The sequence below is a fragment of the Pseudomonas sp. NFXW11 genome (assembly GCF_049887815.1).
Taxonomy (GTDB): Bacteria; Pseudomonadota; Gammaproteobacteria; order Pseudomonadales; family Pseudomonadaceae; genus Aquipseudomonas.
This window is the reverse complement of record NZ_JAGEKI010000016.1, coordinates 1-20,226: the sequence shown is the minus strand read 5'-3', so window position 1 is coordinate 20,226 and position 20,226 is coordinate 1. Positions and strand designations below refer to the sequence as shown.

19 protein-coding genes and 2 pseudogenes are annotated in these 20,226 nt (G+C 54.5%); 16 read left to right on the top strand and 5 right to left on the bottom strand.

Features of this window, described 5'->3' with window-relative positions; all coding sequences use genetic code 11:
• Window positions 1-28: 28 nt before the first annotated feature.
• The 6 genes and pseudogenes from J4P02_RS22505 to J4P02_RS22480 all read left to right on the top strand — a co-directional run bounded on the left by J4P02_RS22505 (window position 29) and on the right by J4P02_RS22480 (window position 6,453).
• The gene (locus J4P02_RS22505) at window positions 29-3,487 is read left to right on the top strand and encodes a host specificity protein J (RefSeq protein ID WP_426194376.1); all 3,459 of its coding nucleotides are present in this window, start codon (window positions 29-31) and stop codon (window positions 3,485-3,487) included.
• Window positions 3,484-3,822: a hypothetical protein gene (locus J4P02_RS22500; protein ID WP_426194374.1), complete on the top strand. Its 339-nt coding sequence runs from the start codon at window positions 3,484-3,486 to the stop codon at window positions 3,820-3,822. Before J4P02_RS22505 ends, J4P02_RS22500 begins: the two co-directional genes overlap by 4 nt.
• A 1-nt stretch (window position 3,823) precedes the next feature.
• On the top strand, window positions 3,824-4,483 hold the full coding sequence (locus J4P02_RS22495) for a hypothetical protein (protein WP_426194372.1): 660 nt from the start codon (window positions 3,824-3,826) through the stop codon (window positions 4,481-4,483).
• Window positions 4,484-4,541: 58 nt separating this feature from the next.
• On the top strand, window positions 4,542-5,729 hold the full coding sequence (locus J4P02_RS22490; RefSeq protein ID WP_426194370.1) for a hypothetical protein: 1,188 nt from the start codon (window positions 4,542-4,544) through the stop codon (window positions 5,727-5,729).
• Between the two features lie 41 nt (window positions 5,730-5,770).
• A pseudogene (locus J4P02_RS22485) lies at window positions 5,771-5,860 on the top strand (glycoside hydrolase family 19 protein); the annotation flags it as partial.
• A gap of 398 nt (window positions 5,861-6,258) precedes the next feature.
• Window positions 6,259-6,453: a tail fiber assembly protein gene (locus J4P02_RS22480; RefSeq protein WP_426194647.1), complete on the top strand. Its 195-nt coding sequence runs from the start codon at window positions 6,259-6,261 to the stop codon at window positions 6,451-6,453.
• Window positions 6,454-6,469: 16 nt separating this feature from the next.
• Here the strand turns inward: J4P02_RS22480 and J4P02_RS22475 are convergent, their stop codons facing one another.
• Window positions 6,470-7,588 carry an acyltransferase family protein gene (locus J4P02_RS22475; RefSeq protein ID WP_426194368.1) on the bottom strand — a complete coding sequence of 373 codons (1,119 nt, stop codon included), beginning with the start codon at window positions 7,586-7,588 and terminating at the stop codon, window positions 6,470-6,472.
• Between the two features lie 50 nt (window positions 7,589-7,638).
• Between J4P02_RS22475 and J4P02_RS22470 the strand changes: the two genes are divergently transcribed.
• Both J4P02_RS22470 and J4P02_RS22465 read left to right on the top strand, forming a co-directional pair.
• Window positions 7,639-8,259: a glycoside hydrolase family 19 protein gene (locus J4P02_RS22470; protein WP_426194366.1), complete on the top strand. Its 621-nt coding sequence runs from the start codon at window positions 7,639-7,641 to the stop codon at window positions 8,257-8,259.
• Window positions 8,256-8,771 (top strand): lysis system i-spanin subunit Rz, encoded by a 516-nt coding sequence (locus J4P02_RS22465; RefSeq protein WP_426194364.1) that lies wholly within the window; start codon window positions 8,256-8,258, stop codon window positions 8,769-8,771. Before J4P02_RS22470 ends, J4P02_RS22465 begins: the two co-directional genes overlap by 4 nt.
• A 49-nt stretch (window positions 8,772-8,820) precedes the next feature.
• Here J4P02_RS22465 and J4P02_RS22460 read toward each other — a convergent pair whose 3' ends face one another.
• Together J4P02_RS22460 and J4P02_RS22455 are read right to left on the bottom strand one after the other, a co-directional pair.
• Window positions 8,821-10,368 carry a sensor domain-containing diguanylate cyclase gene (locus tag J4P02_RS22460; RefSeq protein ID WP_426194362.1) on the bottom strand — a complete coding sequence of 516 codons (1,548 nt, stop codon included), beginning with the start codon at window positions 10,366-10,368 and terminating at the stop codon, window positions 8,821-8,823.
• 178 nt (window positions 10,369-10,546) lie between these two features.
• A complete protein-coding gene (locus J4P02_RS22455) occupies window positions 10,547-11,254 on the bottom strand; it encodes an SOS response-associated peptidase family protein (RefSeq protein WP_426194360.1) in 708 nt (235 codons plus the stop codon).
• Window positions 11,255-11,367: 113 nt separating this feature from the next.
• Between J4P02_RS22455 and J4P02_RS22450 the strand changes: the two genes are divergently transcribed.
• The gene (locus J4P02_RS22450; RefSeq protein WP_426194358.1) at window positions 11,368-11,661 is read left to right on the top strand and encodes a hypothetical protein; all 294 of its coding nucleotides are present in this window, start codon (window positions 11,368-11,370) and stop codon (window positions 11,659-11,661) included.
• 265 nt (window positions 11,662-11,926) lie between these two features.
• Here J4P02_RS22450 and J4P02_RS22445 read toward each other — a convergent pair.
• A pseudogene (locus J4P02_RS22445) lies at window positions 11,927-12,311 on the bottom strand (hypothetical protein); the annotation flags it as partial.
• A gap of 178 nt (window positions 12,312-12,489) precedes the next feature.
• Between J4P02_RS22445 and J4P02_RS22440 the strand changes: the two are divergent.
• The 5 genes from J4P02_RS22440 (at window position 12,490) to J4P02_RS22420 (ending at window position 17,412) form a co-directional block, all read left to right on the top strand.
• Window positions 12,490-12,807 (top strand): hypothetical protein, encoded by a 318-nt coding sequence (locus tag J4P02_RS22440; RefSeq protein ID WP_426194356.1) that lies wholly within the window; start codon window positions 12,490-12,492, stop codon window positions 12,805-12,807.
• Window positions 12,808-14,494: 1,687 nt separating this feature from the next.
• Window positions 14,495-14,836, top strand: coding sequence for a hypothetical protein (locus tag J4P02_RS22435; RefSeq protein ID WP_426194354.1), 342 nt, complete (start codon window positions 14,495-14,497; stop codon window positions 14,834-14,836).
• 480 nt (window positions 14,837-15,316) lie between these two features.
• Window positions 15,317-15,832, top strand: coding sequence for a hypothetical protein (locus tag J4P02_RS22430; protein WP_426194352.1), 516 nt, complete (start codon window positions 15,317-15,319; stop codon window positions 15,830-15,832).
• Complete coding sequence (locus J4P02_RS22425; RefSeq protein ID WP_426194350.1) at window positions 15,829-16,218, top strand: hypothetical protein; 390 nt, start codon at window positions 15,829-15,831, stop codon at window positions 16,216-16,218. Before J4P02_RS22430 ends, J4P02_RS22425 begins: the two co-directional genes overlap by 4 nt.
• Before the next feature lie 843 nt (window positions 16,219-17,061).
• Window positions 17,062-17,412: a hypothetical protein gene (locus J4P02_RS22420; protein ID WP_426194348.1), complete on the top strand. Its 351-nt coding sequence runs from the start codon at window positions 17,062-17,064 to the stop codon at window positions 17,410-17,412.
• A gap of 69 nt (window positions 17,413-17,481) precedes the next feature.
• Here the strand turns inward: J4P02_RS22420 and J4P02_RS22415 are convergent, their stop codons facing one another.
• Window positions 17,482-17,919 carry a hypothetical protein gene (locus tag J4P02_RS22415; protein ID WP_426194347.1) on the bottom strand — a complete coding sequence of 146 codons (438 nt, stop codon included), beginning with the start codon at window positions 17,917-17,919 and terminating at the stop codon, window positions 17,482-17,484.
• 1,087 nt (window positions 17,920-19,006) lie between these two features.
• Between J4P02_RS22415 and J4P02_RS22410 the strand changes: the two genes are divergently transcribed.
• On the top strand, window positions 19,007-19,591 hold the full coding sequence (locus tag J4P02_RS22410; protein WP_426194345.1) for a GNAT family N-acetyltransferase: 585 nt from the start codon (window positions 19,007-19,009) through the stop codon (window positions 19,589-19,591).
• Between the two features lie 95 nt (window positions 19,592-19,686).
• The gene (locus J4P02_RS22405; protein WP_426194343.1) at window positions 19,687-20,079 is read left to right on the top strand and encodes an MliC family protein; all 393 of its coding nucleotides are present in this window, start codon (window positions 19,687-19,689) and stop codon (window positions 20,077-20,079) included.
• The last annotated feature ends 147 nt before the right edge of the window (window positions 20,080-20,226 follow it).

The window sequence follows — 20,226 nt, the reverse complement described above, 5'->3', positions numbered from 1 at the left end:
GGCGGTTTTTTATTGCCTGGAGGAAAGCATGGGCGCAGCACAACGCATTGAGATTCACGGCGCCAAGGGCGGCGAAAAGAAACCCAAGACACCGACTGAGGCTCCGGACAGTCTGCGCTCTGTAGCCATAGCCAAAATGCTGATTGCGGCGGGCGAGGGCGAATTTGAAGGCGTACCGACTGCGCGCGATATCTGCCTCGACAACACCCCGCTGCAAGACCCTCAGGGCAACATGAACTTCCCGAACGTGAAGTGGGAGTGGCGTACTGGAGCGGTGGACCAGGCCTATATCCAGGGCATCCCATCGGTCGAGAACGAGACGACCATCAGCACTGAGTTGCGCAGCGGCACCCCGTGGGTTCGTGCGATCAACAACATCCAGCTTTCGGCCGTGCGTCTGCGCTTTGCCTGGCCGATGCTTCAGTCCATTGATGCGGCTGGCAGCATCAACGGCTACCGGATTGCCTACAAGGTCGAGTTGGCCACCGACGGCGGGGCTTATCAGGAGGTCCTGAGCGAGGCAGTGGACGGTAAGACCACCAGTGTTTACGAGCGTACCCGGCGTATCAATCTGCCGGCCGCTGCCAGCGGCTGGCTGCTCAGGGTGACCCGCATCACCCCGAACCAGAACAACAACAAAATTGCCGACACCATGCAGATCGCGGGTTTCACCGAGGTCATCGATGCAAAGCTGCGCTACCCGAACACCGCGCTGCTCTACATCGAGTTTTCGGCTGAACAGTTCCGCAGCATCCCGGCCGTCACCGTGGAGACCAAGCTGAAGAAGGTCATGGTGCCGGCCAACTACGACCCAGTGGCCAGGACCTACTCCGGTATCTGGGACGGCAGCTTCAAGTTGGCCTGGACTGACAATCCAACCTGGATGACCTACGACATCACTGTCAGCGACCGCTTCGGTTTGGGCCGGCGCATCAAGCCGTGGCAGGTGGACAAGTGGGAGCTGTACCGCATCGCCCAGTATTGCGACCAATTGGTGCCAGACGGGAAGGGCGGAACAGAGCCGCGTTTCATCTGCAACTTGAATCTCCAGAGCAAGGCCGATGCCTGGACGCTGTTGCGCGATATCTCCGCCATCTACCGCGGCATGACCTATTGGGCCCAAGGGCAGGTTTTTACCCTGTCCGACATGCCGCGCGACGCCGACTTTGACTTTGCCTACACCCGAGCGAACGTCATCGACGGCAAGTTCACTTACTCCAGCGCATCGGAGCGCACCCGGTACACGCGCGCTCTTGTCAGCTACGACAACCCAGCTAACAACTACGACACCGACGTCACGGCAGTGACCGACCAGAAGCTGCAGCGCCGGTATGGCGACAACCCGCTCGAGATCAGCGCGATCGGCTGTACCCGCGAATCCGAGGCCCAGCGCCGCGGCAAGTGGGCGTTGCTCACCAACTCCAGGGACCGAGCGATCACGTTCAAGGTTGGCCTGGACGGGCGTATTCCGCTGCCTGGCTACGTCATTCCCGTTGCTGACGAGCTACTGGCCGGCAGGCCTGTAGGCGGGCGTATCGCGGCGGCGAGCGGCAAGGTGGTCACCCTGGACCGTGATACCCAGGCCAAGGCCGGCGACCGGCTGATCCTGAACCTGCCAGATGGTAAGTGCGAAGGGCGCACCATCCAGGTGGTCAACGGCCGGCAGGTCACTGTCACCACTGCATATTCCGTAGTACCTGAGCGCGAACTGGTGTGGGCGCTGGATGCTGATGACCTGGCGATCCCGCTCTACCGCGTCACAAGCGTGGCACGGCCGGAGCCCGGCGTGTTCGAGATATCAGCCGTTCAGTACGACCCGAGCAAGTTTGCGCACATCGACACCGGCGCCCGACTGGAAGAGCGGCCGATCAGCGTGATTCCAATCACCGTCGTCCCGCCGCCGGCGAGCGTCACCCTGACATCAAGCTTCGCAGTGGACCAGGGCATCGCGATCAGCACCATGAACATCTCCTGGCCCGCCGTGGGTGGCGCTGTGGGCTACGACGTGGAATGGCGTAAGGACAGCGGCAACTGGATCAAGCTGCAGCGCACGGGATCGACCTCGGTCGATGTAACCGGCATTTACGCCGGTGCCTGCCTGGCCCGAGTACGTGCTGTCAGCGCGTTCGATATCTCGTCGATCTGGAAAAGCTCCGATCTGACCCTGCTCAAAGGTAAGGAGGGTTTGCCGCCGGCGGTGTCGTACCTGACTACCACCAGTGAACTGTTCGGAATTGGCTTGAAGTGGGGCTTCCCAGCGGGCGCCGAGGACACCCAGCGCACCGAGATTTGGTATGGACCAGGCAACAGCCTTGAGGCTGCAACGAAGCTGACGGACCTTGCCTATCCACAGTCAGATTTTCTTCTGCAAGGCCTGGCCGCTGGCGCGCAGTTTTTCTTCTGGGCTCGCCTGGTCGACCGTACCGGCAACGTCGGACCTTTCTATCCGGTCGTGAATGGGGTGATGGGCCAGGCCAGTTCGGACGCATCTCCGATCCTCGACTACCTTGCCGGTAAGATAGGCAAGACGGAGCTTGGCAAGGACTTGCTGAGCGAGCTGGATGGGCTGCAGAACCAGATCGATGCTCTCGATGGGCTGAAAGGGTATGACCCGGAAGCGACCTACCTGAAGGGCCAGATGGTCGTTGAGGGCGGCCGCATCTACCAGGCGCTGAAGGACGTGCCGACCAACAACCCACCGCCGAGCCTGACGTACTGGCTCGATGTTGGGCAGTCGGTTGAAACGGCCAATGGCCTGGCCCAGCAGGTGGCGACCAACACCGCCGATATCACGGAGCTCGACGGCGTGGTCACGGCGCAGGCCAGCACTACCAATGCCTTGCGTGCTTCCTGGCGCGAGGACGACGGTTCTGGCGATCTGGCTGATGCTATGCGGGGGTTTAACAGCGTTGCGGCCATCGTCACCGAGGAGAAGGTCCGTGCTTCAGAGATTGAAGCCGAGGCCAAGCGGACGACCAAGCTACAGGCTACGGTCGGCGAGAACACAGCGGCGATTCAGGAAACGTCCTCGGCACTGGCCAACACCAACGGCCAGCTTGAAACGCTGTGGTCAGTGAAGATGGAGACCACAGCCGGCGGCCAGAAGTACGCGGCCTCGTTCGGCCTGGGCCTGCAAGTAGATCCGTCCGGTGTGTCCTCGCAGTTCGTAGTGCGGGCCGACACTTTCATGTTGTTGAACCTTGCCAATGGCACGCCCGTGTCGCCGTTCTCGGTGAGCGGTGGGCAGACATTCATCCGTTCTGCGTTCATTCAGGACGGCACGATTACCAACGCCAAGATCGGCAACTACATCCAGTCAAATAACTATGTCCCACAGGTATCTGGTTGGAAGCTGTTCTTCGACGGGACGTTCGAAATTAATGGGGTCGTTCCTGGGCAGGGGAGAACAATGCTCACCAATCGTTCTTTGCGTGTTTGGGATGCCAACAATAAGAAGCGTGTGCAGCTTGGAGATCTTAGCGAATGAGCTATGGGCTGCGAATGTGGGGAGCAGATGGAACTCTTCAGTTTGATACCTCAACTTCGACCTATCGAATTATTATTAATGAGGTTGTTGATTCTAGTGGTTGGCCTGCGAACTATACGAAAGTTTATAAGGTTCCAGGGTGTAGTCCGGATAACTCTGTCGCAATGGTGATTCCGCTGACCAACATCCCTCAGGATTTTGATGTTCCGCAAAATCGACAGCTGGAGAGCAGTATGGGTGTTGGTGAGGCCTATGTCAGAAATTTCATTTCAGGTGAAACAGTAGGATCTCGGAGCACGGCAATAATGCGTTTCATTGTGATGAGGTACAAATAGGGTGGCAGATAGGTATGGATTAGAAGTCACGAATGACGATGATGTTGTATCAATTGACTCGGAGTTTAATCGGCTGTGCATCTTTCATCATGGGCGCTACGACGGCAGCGGGACTCAGGCCTCTGTGGCTTTTCAGCACCCAGTTAAAACAGTTGAGCCCCCTTTGTTTTTTGTGAGACCAGATAGTAACGTCAATGGCATTAGCCTTGGAGTTATCTATGGCGGAGAACCTGGCAACTGGACGTCTTGTGCGATAGCCTCCGAAAATCCTCACGGGCAAGTAGTAGTTGCTGCGTTCGATTCGCAACCAATATCTGACTATGGCCTTCGGTTATGGAGTGCGGATGAGAAGCTGATATTTGATTCTGGCGCCCCGACAATGAATTTCACGCGGCTCTTTCAGCGTTGGACCTATACCCATAGCGTGAAGGGGCCGACTGGTGCATACACAAACTGGTACTACGTGCCGCTCGACTATCAGTTTGGAGATTATTTTATGGTGAATAACTTGAGAATGCTGGCGATGGCAAATAATCAAACTGGAAGGGTCGTTCAGATGCAGTTTGACTTTGCTTCTAACGCACTGCGCATCGGGCTAACTGCATTCCAAAATCCATATGCGTTCACGGCGTGCGCAGTATTCGGAAAACCCGTGGCCTAAACTCGAAAAAGTTAAACAGCTGCCGCTTTCGAGCGGATTTTTTGCCTGGAGAAAACATATGGCCTGGCTTAGAGCCGGAACAGTAGCCGTGACAAGCGGCTCAACAACGGTCACCGGAACCAATACTGGGTTCGCTGCTAATACCCGAGTCGGTGATGCATTTATCGGCCCAGATGGCCGTCAGTACGAGCTGCAGAATGTCGCCAGCGATACGGTGATATCCCTGGCGTCCCCATACCTTGGCCCGACAGCTGCAGGCCAGTCGTATGCCGTCATGCCTGTGCAGGGTTACCAGAAGCTGTTGGCCGACCAGGTGCGCGATTGGACGGGCCAGTACGGGCAGAAGATGGCTGCGCTTGGCTCCACGGGCAACTATGACGTGTTGCCGGTGGCGAAGGGCGGGACAGGTGGAGCTGATCAAGCCAGCGGCAGGGCTGGCCTTGGGCTGGGCAGTGCAGCAACTGCCTTGCTCACCGTAAATTCAACTGACGCTACCCCTGGCCGAGTGTTGAAAGTTGGAGACTTCGGTGTTGGCAGCACTGCGATTCCGACGACTACAAACCTGGGAGCGATACCCGTATCTGGCTCCTATCGATTTGGGCCAACCGCTACTGATAAGCCAGCGGCAGCGCAGTACGGATCGGTTTCGCATACTGCATATGACCAGCCGACAGGAAACTGGGTGCAGTTTGTTCTCGGTACTTCGCCAGCGGTTGCTCTTTTTCGATCAAGTGTTAACGGTACAAAGACGGGCTGGCTTGAGTTCTATCACACCGGGAACACGACCCGCGGCTCAGGCGGCGCGTTATCCGCGGCGTCGCCGATTGTTCGCATTGCAAGTGTTTCCGACAGCCAGCGCCTTGACTTGCAGGAGCAGACTTTCGAACCTGCCGGCGCATGGGGCGTTGCGAACGATGAGGCACGCGGCGCAACTGTTGAGCGACTTGCTGTCGGCGAATATCGGGTGATGGGTAGCCTGGGCCTTGCTCTTGAGGGCTGGCGCACTCAAGACCCGTGTTCGCCCTACGGTGGCCGCACCCTTGGTATTTCTGAGAGCCAACAGGATGACGACGGCACAGTGATCATTCGACTATTCAAGCAACGCTGGACGCTGTCCGAGGACGGCGAAATGATCCCCGGCCGCGGGGCTCCGCTTGACGTACCGCTCAACAGTTGGATCGACGTGCGTCTGAACATGCCGAAGACGGAAGAAACACCCGCACCGCCAGCGCCTGAAGCTAAGTAACCACCGCTATCGAGAGGGATTTTTTTGCTTGGAGAAAAGTAATCCCGATCACTGAGCAGCAGTTGCTGCAGATCCTCCCGAATGCCCGCCCAGTCGCGGGCGTTTTTGTTCCTGCGCTCAACCATGCGATGGCTCGCTAGAAGCCGCATATGCCACAGTCCTGAATCCTCTAGCGACGACTGGCACCTCCGTGGCCACAGCCTGATCCAGCTCACCGGCCGCTGGAGCTATCGCGCCGCCGTTGGTGGTTTGGGCGGAGAGGGCGGAGCTCCTGAGGTTACTGTCATTTATGAATATGCTTGAGGTGGCTCAAATGAAATATGCTCGCATTTCTGACGGGATGTATTTGAATTTTTTGAAACGGATGGCGACATCTCTGAGATGTTTCACAAGGATCTTATTTTGGTTGAAGTTCCAGAAGGTGAAGTTGTAGGAGAAGGGTGGCGTTATATGGATGGAGAATTCTTGGCGCCCATGCTACCGACGAATTGTCAAATAGCAAAACGTGCCGCGGATCAAAAATCAGTTGATGGAATGGGCCTCTTTCAATATCGAGGCTTTGCACGATGCCATTGATCTTTCAGAGGCAACACCAGATGAAATCGCTACCTTGAAAGAGTGGAGGCAGTATCGAGTTAAGTTAAATCGCATTGAGTCCAGTCCAGTCCAGTCCAGTCTTGGCTGGCCGAATTCTATTTCGTGGCCTGCTCCACCAGTGAAATAGTTGGTTTTAATGTGTGCTATGCATCATTAACTTTCTCTAGGGGGTTTGATGATCTTGCATATAGTATTGTCTTTGATATTTTTCTTGAGAGTTTTATTGCTGTCGACTCAATTGGCTTGAATGCTATCGCGACCAAAGTAGAACAAAAAACTGATATCAGTATGGTTGATGTGGCAGTGATCTCAGGTGAGATGTTAAATTCATTCGCCTTTACAATAAACCAAGAGCTTATCGAGAAAAGAACCAGTATGTGTGTCAGGTAAATTGGAAATGACAGAGCCCCTAGCCAAGTCGATATTTTCATGCTGAAAAACGAGCGCAGAACTTGGCAGAAATGAATGCAAAATACACAGATGGCTGCACATACAGGAAGGAGCAAAGCGTTATCTGCTAATTCTCTCTTGCTAGCGACGTAGAGTGCTAGAGTTAGAGCTACTATCAGCAGGGTATTTACAATCCTTCCTTTGTTCCAGTTTGAATGTGATTTTGCAGTTAATTGAGCAATTATCATTCCGTAGGCAAATCCAGAGAAGTGCGACTCATAAATTGTCGCGACGGCTAGAAATATTGCTGGCACGGTGAGTTGTGCGTATTTGTTTTTACCGCATAATAATAAAATTCCTAATACGATGAAAGAGCCCGCCAACTCAAATGACATCGTCCAGAGTACCGGGTTAAAGCTTGGAGTAGCTAGAGGATCTATGAATATTTCGTAAAGGGAATATCTAAAAACCTCTGTTATGCTTGTTGTGAAATGAAAAAATACCGGAAGCCAATCTTTGTTTCCTGTTATTTTTGCAGCTTCAATGTTGTAAAATGCATTTAGGTTTAGTAGCGCGTAAGTTAGAAGGCAGGAAAATAAAACCGGTATTGCCAATCGTGGATATCTGCGCACTGCAAGATCGATAACTCTTCTTTTTGATGTGTTTCGATAAAATCCAATGGATAAAACATATCCAGATAAAACAAAAAATATGCTTACTGCAAGCATTCCATCTGCAAAAAATATTCTCGGTATCTTGAAATTTTCCGGAAGTAATGGTCGCAGATGCGAGACAAGCACAAATATAGCTGCCCACCCACGCAATCCATCAAGGTGATTTTCACGAAGATCATAACCGAATCGAGTTGTCATTAAAGTCCTCACGCACTGCCCACAAACATATCACGAATCCAGGTGTTTTTATGTCAATCACCGAGCAGCAATTGCTGCAAATCATCCCCCAAGCCCGCCAAGTCGCGGGCTTTTTTGTGCCTGCGCTGAATGCGGCAATGGCGCGCTCCAAGATCGACTCGCCAGTGCGGATGGCTGCATTTATTGCACAGGTCGGGCATGAGTCAGGCCAACTGACAAGAATGGTCGAGAACCTGAACTACAGCGCCCAGGGGCTTTTGACGACATGGCCAAGCCGCTTTACCGCTCAAACAGCGGCAGCCGTGGCAAGGCAGCCTGAGCAGATCGCAAACATCGTGTACGCCGGCCGCATGGGGAACACGCTGCCAGGGGATGGCTGGAAGTATCGAGGGCGCGGCCTGATCCAGCTCACCGGCCGCTCGAATTATCACGCCGCCGCCGGCGGCCTGGGTTTGCCCCTGGAGGAGCAACCCGAGCTTCTGGAGCAGCCAGAGCAAGCCGCCCAGTCCGCCGCCTGGTGGTGGGCCGCTCACGGCCTGAACGAGCTGGCCGACGCCGGCCGCATCCAGGACATCGGCAGTGTCATCAATACCGGCTCGCCAGGCCGCGTACCGAATGGTGCCACGGAGCGGAAGGCGCTGTATGACCTGGCGCTGAAGGTGCTGGCATGAAGGCCCCGGTCTGGTTGCTGCCCACCCTGGCCCTGGTGCTAGGGCTCGCCCTAGGCGGCTGGTGCGCATGGACATGGCAGACCAATGCTTACGACAAGGCCTTGGCCGAGCAGGCCGCGGCGTACAGCACAGATCGCGAGCAGGCCGCCACGGCCGTGATCGACTGGCAGGAAATCCAGCAGGACGCTCGCCGGGCGCTGGAGGACCGCCTGCAGGTGAATGATGAAACTCACTACAAGGAATTGCGCGATGCTCAATCGAACCAGGTTCGTCTGCGTGACAAGCTTGCTACTACTGAGTTGCGGCTGTCAGTCTTACTCAACGCCACCGCCTCGGGTGGTAGCTGTGGGGTGCCAGCCACCGCCGGCGCCAGCGGCCTGGTTCATGGAGCAACGCGAGCCGAACTTGACCCAGCGGCTGCTCAACGAATTGTCGCCATCACCGGAGACGGTGATCAAGGATTAATCGCGCTTGCTGCATGTCAGACCTTTGTCAGGCAGGCACTACGGTAAACCATCAGCTACTCGTGTGGACCTAGAGTCGGTAGATTGAGGTTCAAGACTAATTTGAAATAACTGTCCTATTCTTTCCATTAGTTTTTGCGATGTATAGCGCTTTGTCGGCAGTATCTATCAGGCTCTTAGAAATGCCTAAATCCCTTTCAGAGAGTGCGCTAATGCCAATGCTGATGGTGACCACGCCCAATGGGGACTTAATATGCTCAATCTTGTTTTTTTCTAGGTCAATTCGTATTTTTTCAGCTAGAAGGAAAGCTCCAATGTAGTCTGTGTTTGTAAGTATGATGGCAAACTCTTCTCCTCCGTATCGAGCGGCAAGATCGCCGCTCCGGTTTACGTGGTTTTTAATTGTTGTTGCTACACTCTTTAAGCATTCGTCGCCCTGTACGTGGCCGTAGTGATCGTTGTAAAGTTTGAAGAAGTCAATATCAATTATGATAAGGGTCGTGTCGTTGTTTTTACGTTTTTTTTGGCTAATTGCAGCTTCTAAAAACAAGTCGAAATGACGGCGATTGGCAATCCCTGTTAGCCCATCTTCGAGTGCCATTGATTCAAGTTTTTTATTGGCCTCAATGTAGGTTTTTTGGGATATTTGTAGCTCTCTTTGTGCTTGGATTTGTTGCTTAATCAACTTGATTAGTTGGTGGCCTATTAGGCTAAGGATTAATAGCAGTATGGTAGAAATTACCAGGCTGGCAAAGGACTCGCTTCGCCAGTCGGCTAGTATCTCATTTCTGTCAAATGCGGCAATGACTACTAGCGGGTACCCATTGATGCGTCGAAAACCTATTACCCGCTCTAAATGGTCTATAAAAGATTTTATAGTTGCGGTTCCTGAATCTACGTCAGGCTTCAATAGTGCGAATACTTCCCCCTTTGATATGTCTAGGCCGACTTCCGATTCGTGGAATGGTTTGCGAACTATAATATTTCCACTTGATGTAACCAGGTTTATGAGTCCGTTTTCCCCCATGTCTACACCATCATAAAGACCGAGGAAATAGTTAAGATAGATCGTGGCTATCGCAACCCCGGCGAAACTTCCGTCATCATGGTTGATGCGGCGCGATACCGTCATAATCCATTCATTTGTTGAGCGGCTGCGAATGGAAGGGCCAAGGTAAGGTCCTGGGTCCGGATGGTCTCGATGATAAATAAAATAGTCACGGTCTGAGTTGTTGGCGCCGACGGGGATGACACCATTTGAATTCAGTATCCAGTCTCCTTGCTCGTCATAGATAAAGAAGCCATGGATTTGAGGTAATCGTTTTTGTTGCGATTTTAGTAGTCCCTCTAATTTTTTTAAGCTGCCTTCATTGTTGTCTTCAGATTCCAGGTGCTCTTTCACACTTAATAATACCGAGTCCGCTTGGGTTAGAGTTGCCTCGATATTGGATGATAATGTCTTCGAGAGATTTGACATCTCTGTTTCTTTGTCGTGCAAATGATATTCCAAGGAGTTGAATACCCCCCAGGCGCTTATCGCTATTAGTGAGATGCACACTATAGCGACGAAGAAAATTACATGACCAACCTTGAGTTTGGCATCAGCCCACTCAGTGGTAAAAATTGAGGCTTTTTTTGTGAGCATTGCGTCCAGTCCTTAGACTCATCAGGGCACGCGTCGAGTTTAGGCCAAAGCGTTGAGTTATGAGGGCGATTCGTGCCGGCGCGGAGTGGAGGTTTTGGGATTGTGTTCAGACTGCAGGACGCCGTGGTGGATCTGGGGCGAGCGGCTTCTGGTCGTGACCTTATCGGCTTGTCAATGATCAGCCGTTGTTCACCACATTACCCCCGGCGAGCCTAGCTATAGGCTCGATGAGTTCTGGCCCGTGATTTCTAACGTTACCTACCGCAGTGCTAACCCTGAACCACTCGAAGGCCTTGGCGACCTCGCCCTGGTGCAGAGCCATCTGTTCCGCGCGTTCCTTCGGCGTGGCTGGGTCGAGCCACTCCCGAGCTAGGGCAGGCGAAAGGACCACCGGCCGGCGGTCATGGATATCGACCATCCCCCCTTCGCTATCTGCTGTGATGATCACAAAGCCTTCGTGCTCGCTTCGATCTTGGCCAGGCAGTTGTCCGATTGAGGCGCAGAGGATGGGGGAACCGCTCCGGTGCCGGATCAGGTAGGGCTGCTTCTTCGGGCCGCCTTCGTCAACCCACTCGAACCAGTTGTCGATTGGGCATATGGCGCGGTGCGGCCAGATCTGACGGAAGAATGGGCCGTGGGCCACCTTCTCAACGCGGGCATTAATCGGCGCGGCCCGGTCAGTCGCCCAGTGCGGCCGCCATCCCCAGGTCACCGGGTCTGCATAAAGCATGTCGTTGGCGATATGGAAGAGTGCGAGCTGCATCGTTGGCGCCGCATTGTAGCGCCCCAAGGGTTGATCACCGACGTTGTTGACCAGGGCCCCGGGCATGCTCAGGGCTGCGACGAAGTCGTGGATGCCGCGGTACTGGGAGAGTCGTCCGCACATTGCTTTGCCCTCGCGTCGAGAGGGTAAAGCATAGTCCCACCTGTCGCCTTTTCTTCACTGGCACGCTGAGTGGTGAAATACTGTATTTACATACAGTATTGGTGTGGCCCCCTATGAATTTCCTAATCGTTCGCCGCAGGGAGCGTGGCGTAGCAATACCTGCCGAAAGGCTCCGAAAAATCCAGCCGGTGAAGGGCGACGTTCACATCGTTGAGTCTCACAGCAAGGCGCTTGGGAGAACCTGTGTCGAGGCATGGATATTTAAAAGTGGTCCAGGTCCTGATGTTTTCCCACGACTGCTGGATGCGAAGATCAATGGCATGGCCCAGCTCGGCCTGAACATCAGCGGGCTGGAAGAAGTCGACGGGGCGATGTACGCGCAGTCGTGGTGGTGTCGCGTTGAGTAGCAATGTGGGAGCGGGGGCATTCGGTGGACGCCAGGGATGGTATCCTCGATGCCTATCAGGCTTTGGATGTGAGCCAGCGTCGAGAAAATAGTACAGCAGGAAGTACATCCGAATCACGTCGTTACGGGTCAACCAAGAAAACATTGGTGTTTTTCAGCTGAGTTAGACTCCGGCTTCAGGCACCATCTATATCAAGGGCTTGCACGGTTTTTTTGAGCGAGCCTTACTCTGAACCGCTCCGCAATTTCAAATACCGCTCCGCAATTCACTTGGTGGGCATGACCTTTTTGCCCTTTCGATTGTGGATGTACTGCTCGGTCATAATCACCGTCGTATGCCCAAGTTGATCTCTGGCTTGCAGGATATCACCGCTGGATTCTGCCTTGTCGGTGGCCGGTAAGGTAGAACAGATCAAGTGCGTCGCGAAGAGGCTGCTCTGCGCACTCCCAAACGCGCAATAGCAGGTCATCCTCGATATATACATCCCTGCCAGTTTCACGATTTCCTTTTACCCCAGAGCAAGGGTTAGCCAATGAGGTGTATCCAGTCTCCCTGGCGAAATTCCAGATCGCGCTGAGAAGTGCCTTTTCACGATTCGCTCTTACTGGCGCAGTCTTTCCTCGATACCTGAGGTGCTGTCGAACATGCTGTCCGCTCGGCCTTGTCATTCATTCCAAGTCCTGGGCTCTCGGGTCGGATGGACTCTTCTGGACCGGTCCTGTCGGAGTGTGACCAGTCCGCTGAGTTTTACGACTCAGCTGGCTTGGGCCGTGACGGTTTTGTTGAACTTAGGTAACTTGACATTTTCCCTTCACGGATGACGGATTCATGCCAAGAACGAATCGTATTGCAAAAAATGCCCTGAGCATCTCGCTGCTGGGCCTACTAGTCACTAGCACATTGGCCTTGGCGGAAACTAAAAAGGTGACCGATCTATTAAGCAGTGGCTATGAGATCAAAGCCGCCTACCAGTCGCCAGCAAGAGTCGGCACGGTTCACTTTCTAATCTTGCAAAAAGGCTCGTCTGCGTTCCAATGTATGAGCTACGGCTCCGAATTAAGGCCGAAATTCTTCGACTATTCCAACACCTACTCTTGCGCAGAAGTTCAGGATCTGATTCCCGTCCAGCCTAACCTCGGGCAATGAACCAAAAGTGCATTTACGGTTATGGGTAACGCTGGATTTGGTCTAGGCCGCGCAGATTCGGCAACGTCATTCATGGCCTCGGCCCCCTGTAGATCAGGTAGGCCATGGAGAGGATGGGGATGATCATCAGTAATCCGATTCGACCAGGTCGTCCTCGCTTAACGGAGGCGGCATGCGGTTGTCGTATTCGAGCTGCGCCTTGCGTAGTGCTGACATGATTGCCTCCAGAGTGGCGGGTGCTGGTCCAACAAAACTCGGCTGCACTCATCCGCTCCGCTGGTTGCCGATCGGCGCGGAGGGGAGTACACGCGTGCGCTGTCTAGGGGTGGGATTTGCTTTTCTTGCCAATGAATTTCTGAGCCGATTTGCAGTCGAATATCCTGCCCTTACTGGCTTTCAGGACATTCAAAATGAAGCGCGCAGCAATCATTCTTTTGGCTATCTCAGGCTCCCTCTTGTTGGGAGGTTGCGTGCCTGTCTGGGACGACGGAGGAGGGTACGGCCGTGATCGTTACAGGGGCTATGATCACGATCGCAGATATGATCAGGGCGATGACAACGATCAGGGTTACTACCACAGGCATGACCGCCGCGATGGTGATCGATGGCGTGATCGCAATCGCGATCGTGATGACAGGGACGACTGATCACCTCAAGGCTCACAAGCAGCTCTCCTGCGCACCCTGGTGTTAGTGAGCACCAGGGATTGGGCCGTTAACGACTAGCTATCGTGGTGTTGGTTGTTCAGATGCACCGGGAAGGGGATGCAATTGAATTGCTAAGTCGCTTCGCTCACCGCCCGCTGGAGCTTGAGGAGCAGTGCTTTGGGAAGGCTGATTTCTGGCCCGGAACTATCCAGGTAGCCCTCAGGCAGTGCTTTGAAGATTTCCTGTGCCGCTGCTTGGATGGCCTCGAGTTGCTGGCGTGGCGTTGTCGGCCAGCATGTATGCGAAGGTGGCCTGGCATATATTGCCGGGAACTCTGCAAGCAGTTCTGCTAATTGCCGTTTGGGCCTACAGCCTGCGACTGCGCAGAACCGGTTACTTCAAGTAGATTGCCAAACTCGAAGCCCAGCCCCGCGCTGGGCTTTTTACATATGGCGCTGACTCGATTCCTCAAGCCATTAACTCGCCTCGGCGGAGTTTTGGTGGTTCTTGTCGATAGAAGTAAATTGCCTTCAAACCTATGACCGCGTTGACCATTTTAGTGTTGTGTGTCAGGGACCTAGGGGTAAGGAGTTCGAATATCGATTGGCTGAGGGTACTTCTCTGGAAGACATGGAGTTTCATGCTGCATGGCTGCGAGGAGTAATAGGTGAGCGGATGCACGACCTACTGAATCTGGACAAATGAACCAAGCACGTCCATCCCTCTGGGGCTGGGACGAGGAATGGCTCAGACCCTGCCCGTGAGCGGTTTTGTTGTTTCCGGAGCACCAATGGAGCCGACGGATCTTGGTCCAGGTGCGGCCACCTGGCTGGGTGGCACGAATGGCTCATATTTTACTGGTTGCATATCCAGTATTTTGCTGAAATAGTCATTCCACTCCTCATGTCCAAAGGCAGCAAAAGTCAACTTGCTGCTGGCCCGCTGGATCGAGTGAAAGCCCTGAGCCTCGAGTAATCGCCTTTGAGCGACATAGATGCGGAAATTTCCGCAATCACTTATTCGACTCAAAGGTGAAAATCATGGAACCAGTAGCACTCGGCCAGAAATTCATTTCTGCCAACGTCAAAGGTAAGCAACAACTCATCGCACCCTCTGCGAACCTTAATGGAATCGTTCTGCGTACTACCCAGATCATAGGCAGTAGCCTCTCGTTTATTACCACCGGTACAACGGAACCTTCTTATTGGAATGGTCCGGGTGTTCCAGTGTTGCTGATGCTGTCGTCAAGTTCAGAGAAACTCCAGTATCCAGTCTACCTACCTCCTGGTAACGGCCTCTGGGCTTCTGAGAATAATGGCCAACTTCTGGTCTTTATTACTTATGATCTCTTGCCTGCGCCGAGTGCGCAGGACGTGGCCTAGCCTCTATCAAGTAGCCACCTGGCTATCCGTTAGGCCTACTTGCACGATTTGCTAAAGCCACGAGCTTCAACTCATCGCCTATGAGCGACATGAACGCGGAATCCTCCGACCAATCATTCGAATCAATAGGTGAAAAATGAGCGCAGTAAAAATGGGTAAGCACTTCGGTAACCTGTTTCCGAAGGGTGTTGTACAGATCGTCTCGCCAGCCGAGAACGTGAACGGCCTGATGTAACCACTGGCCCGGCCATGTGCCGGGCCTTCTTTGTCTTGGGAGTACTCCCAGGTCAGCAATATCAGTGCGCAGGCACTTTTCGTAAAACGTCCAATGGCTGCAGGCGTTTAGCCATTAGTACAAGCGTGCTAATCGACCCTGGCCAACCACCGCTCGTATAGTTCTTCCTGGATCACAGAAATCGGGAAAGGACCTCCATGGGTTACAGACTTCTATCCTCCGGTCGATGGCTGGCTATCTTGGCCATGGCCTGCAGTACCTCGGCCATCGCCGAACAAGCCTCGGGTGACTATTGGATCATCTATGGCAAAGGGGAGCGCCTGCACAACGAGGTGTACGTCGCCGATGCCGCTGGCATCGTGCAAAAGCCGGGTGGCGTGCAATCGGCGCAGGTCATGCAGCTGTTCGAAGACCCGGCCTTCCCGACCCTCGTTGCCTATGAAGTGCAGGTCAAATGCAAGCAGCGCCAGATCCGCCTGGACAGCGCCCGGGCGATACGTCGCTTCGACGGTGCGGTGAAGGATGTGAAGACCAATATCCACGGTTGGGTCGCACCGAAGGACTACTGGTTGCAGCGCACCTTCGCCTTCGTCTGCGCCCCCGACAATCGTGCGCACAACCAGATGTTGCCGATCGGCAAGATGCCGGCGGTGCGGATGGTCGCCACCGTCCAGGCCATGTTCATCCAGTTGATTGGCGTCCAGGCCAACAGCCAGGCGGTGCAAGAATTGGACGACATGTTGGGCAATAGCGCCCGATGAACACACGCCCACTACTGCTTCTCGGCTTGCTGCTGCCGACTCTGGTCGGCTGCATCCCGACCTTGCCGGAGTTGCGCGCCAGCCATCAATGGCAGGGGCGCGACGCCAAGCAGGCCATCGACTTCTTCGGCCCGCCCTGGCGCATGGAGCCGCTGCCCGGCGGAGGTGGGGTGCAGTTGGGCTGGTATCGCGACACCACCTATGTACGCCAGGAGGTGGTCGGCAGCACCGCCCAGATGCAAGGCAATGTGATGGTCCAGACCAATTATTGGGACGACGTGAGCCATCCTGGCGGCTGCACGATCCTAATGACGGTGGATAAGGCGCGGCAGATCAGCGACTTCTCCACCAAGGGTCGCTGCAACGGCGTAAACCTGGCGCCGTAGCAGCCCAGGAGCAAAGCCGGCGAAGACTTGTCGAAAAAGTGCCAAAGGACCTGGAGTTTTGCCACGGTAGGAGTAGCGCGAGACTGGATCAGCAAGATCGATGCAATGGGACGTTGACGCTGGAAAAGCCCGCGGCAGGCAGCACGGAAAGACGCACTTACCTATACCGGGCCTCTGCAGTTACAGGGGGGGGCGACGTTCCACACTATTGCTCCGAGCAGGGAGTGCAGCGAGTCCTATTCTTTTTGCTGCGACTATGGATCCTGCTTTGCGTGGCCTAGTCACAATCATCGCCCTAGATGGAGTCCGAACGGATAGGAAACAGGCATAAGCGCCGAGCACAACGGTACGGATCCATACCCAACCTACGGCCATATCGGTTGGGAGTTCTAATAGCTCCCTACGCGAGCTGGCGGCGTAACGCCCAAGCTCGCCCCGCGTAGGTAAGCCCAATGGATGCCTCCAGTATCACGCGTTCCATGTGGGTAAGCTCGAAGCGTGGTCAACTATTCCGTATGAGGTGTTTGTGTCAGCAGGCCAAGGTGTGTACTGGTCGCCAGAAAACGATAGGGCGTGGATTATGATGACCTACGATATTCAGCCCTAGGCAGCTCTTTGTGCTCTGAACTAAAGGAACTAGTTCCAGGCTGCGCTCAATCGAAGAGCCTCGGCATGCGCCGGGGGTTTTTCTTTTTGACTATGTCCGACCCAACACTGGCCCTTTCTTTGATCATTCCCGCGGAGTCGAGCGCATGGTCATGTCCCAATCGGTGGCCGGAACCTGTGATGCCGAGGATTGAGTTACCCTACGAGAACTTCAGCCATGTTCTTTAGGTAACTTGCGTGCTGCGATTCGAGGTTTTCAGTAATGGGCAGCCTATCGGTTGGTCCGATCTGGAGCTTGGCGACCCACCCATGGGGGTTGCTTTTGGTGTTTTTGTTCCTGGCCCCGGCTACTTCAGCATCCAGGAGCAAGTCAGGGCTTCTACTCAGCATGATCAGAGGCACTTCAACTTTAGGGTGCGTATGGTTGGCGGGGAGGAGATTCGTGCTTCTGGCGCATCCATCGCTGATTACTCGGCTGATTGTGGGGCGGATGCAATGGAACTCGTCGTTCTAGGTATCGAGTACCCAGCCTATGGCGAAATCTTTCCCGAGCACGTTGAACGCTATAAGCGCCAATTTGATGCATAGGTGCACATCAGGCTATTGAGGGCTTTGGAGGGGTGGGGTGCCGCAGGTAAATGCGGCACCATCGGGTCTTTATTTCTTGAAGATCACGTTGGCGCTGACTATCAGTTGGCCATTGATCGTCACTTTGCAGTCACGCCCAATCTCGGTCTTTTCATCTGTAGCAAGTACAGGGTTGCACTGCAGAAACACCTTCTTGCCCTGATAGTCCCGAGTAATACCGGTAGTTGTCGTACTGGCAGGTTCTTTCATGAACTTCCGGTTCCATGGGCCAAAGTAGATCTCTGGTTCACCGCCGCCGAAGAAGCCCGACTCGGGAGTGGCGCAGAGGGTGCCCTCCATCCTTTCGCCATCAATGAAAGTTGCGTCTGTGTAGCAAGAGATCAGGCCTTTGCCCGTGACCAGATCGGTTGGCCCCCTATTCACCCACGTAGGTGCAGCTACACATCCGGAAAGGGTTACTGCGGTAAGCGCGAGCGCCAAGAGAGAAACGCTTTGTACGCGGAGCATGGAATAGGTGTCCTTACATTTGAAAGGGCGCATTAGATACCGGCAATTGGCCATTATTTCAAGTCAGTGCCTAAGCGAAGTTTCCAGGTCTCCAGGAGTTCCTATTGCTCGGACAACCAAGCAGCAGTGCTTCGTCGATAAGGATCTGTTAGACCTGCATACCGCTCAAGCCGCTATTCATGCGGAATACAGCAAAGAAGACCTCCCGATCCATCAGCTACCGGCCTGGATTACAGCGCATTGCCGGGTGTGATCGGAATGTATGGCGTGCCGGCAGGCTTCTGCCGCGCCACTTCTATAAAGAGTACATTTTCTTCAACTGCGCCGGTGTTAGTGGAGGAAGTTTCAGTGTCCGCCTGACCTCGATCCGGTTATTTTCGGTATGCACATTAAGCGGATAATAACTCGCGCCATACTCAAAGTTGCCTTCGCAGGTTTGTACAAGCCATGTGCTACCGCGGACGCCGTTGTACCCTGAACTGGATAGGTACTGGTCCAACCGACTTACACAGTCATTTTGGAAGTCCGCTCTTATCATGCGCTCCCATTCCTCGGAGATGACATCGTTGGCAGTGCTAACGGTTGATGTCAGCAGTAAGGTGATGGCAAGAGCTACATGGTTCAGTGAAGGCATTACGGCAAGTCCTTTGCGCTAGCGGTTCTACGTTCGCACTGTTACGTGTGTGGTTTTTCGGTAATAGCCAGTACACATAGCGGCGTCGAATAGGAAGGTGCAGGAGCTTATCGAGCAGTTGCAAAATCTGGAACCGACTTTACAAGCCCTTGCCACTTATGAGCATGAGGGCGGCGGTGTTGCCTGATAGCGGGAGTGGTCTGATTTTTAGTCTTGGTTGAGCGCCCTGAGTCAATGCGCCTGTTAGGGCCATAGCGCTCCGCGTTCCTCGCCAGCTATGTAAACCCTGACCGCTCAGGGTGTTACAGGTTACTGCGGAAGCCATTCCGGAATCGTTTACCGGTGGTGCCCGGCCTACACTTTTCCAACAACTCGGCGATGTCGCCCACTGTGCGACGAGGTTAGGATTGCGCCGGAAAATCGCGCAATCAGGCTCCCAAGGAGTACGGCCCCATGCAACAAGGACAGTGCCCGCGTTCCTCTACCGGGTTAGTGGCCAGGGAGATCACCCTGGCAGATGCGCCAAGGGTGCAGGCGTTCTTCGTCGAGAACCCGTCTTACTTCCACATCGTGCATGGCTGTGATCCGCAGCCCAATGAAGCCCAGGATGAGATCCAGGACAGCCTGCCGCCGGGCTGGTCCTTTACCTACAACTGGAAGATCGGCTACTTCGACCCGCAGGGCCGGCTGATGGCGATGGTCAGCGTGGTCAGTGATCTGCTGGCCAAGACGGTCTGGCACATAGGCCTGTTCATGGTGGCGACCTCGCAGCAAGGCACCGGCCTAGCCCGGCAGTTGCATGACGAGCTCGAGCGTTGGGCGGCCGAGCAGGGCGCGCAGTGGTTGCGGTTGAGCGTGGTATTCGACAACGCGCGGGCGCAGCGCTTCTGGAATGCCTGCGGCTATATAGAGGCGCGTACCCGTGACGGTATCGAACTGGGGCAGTTGCGCCATCAGGTACGCATCATGGTCAAATCCTTGACCCAGGCATCTCTGGAGCACTACCTGGAGCTGTTGCCCCGCGACCGTCCGGAATAACCAGCCCACCCTGAGGCTGCTATCAGAGTTCGGGATGAACTTAACCCGCATCAGCCAGTCCCATTGGCCATCATCGATTGACTGGGGGAAACACTGTGAAGATTCGTCTCGTACCGCTCTGCGGCGCCCTTTTGCTGGCGACTCTGACGCCCTTGGCCCTGGCTGCTAAGGCACCCGCTGCGCCCGAGGAGCCGGCCTACCAGACCCAGGTCGCGCGCTATCAGTGCGAAGGCAATGTGCGCATCGATGCGGCCTATCTGAATATCGACAATGGCACTTCGTTCGCCACGCTCTACTACAAGGAGCAGTTGATTCCCATGCATATCGCCCGCTCCGGGTCCGGGGCCCTGTATGTGGCCGACGACGAGCAGAACAGCTTCCGCTGGCACACCAAGGGCAAGCAGGGCAGCCTGTCGTTCCTCGAGGCCGATCACACCGCCAAGGAGCAGTTGCTGCTCAAGGACTGCAACCAAGTGGAGCCCCAGTAACAACCTGCGCACTTTGCCCAAGGCAAAAAAAAGGTTCTTCACGGAATCCCGGGAAACTCAGAAACAAAAACGCCGATTTGATAGATGATGTTCGTGCGAGCAAACAGATCTAAAAAACCGGCGTTCTTATGCGTGATATTAATACTT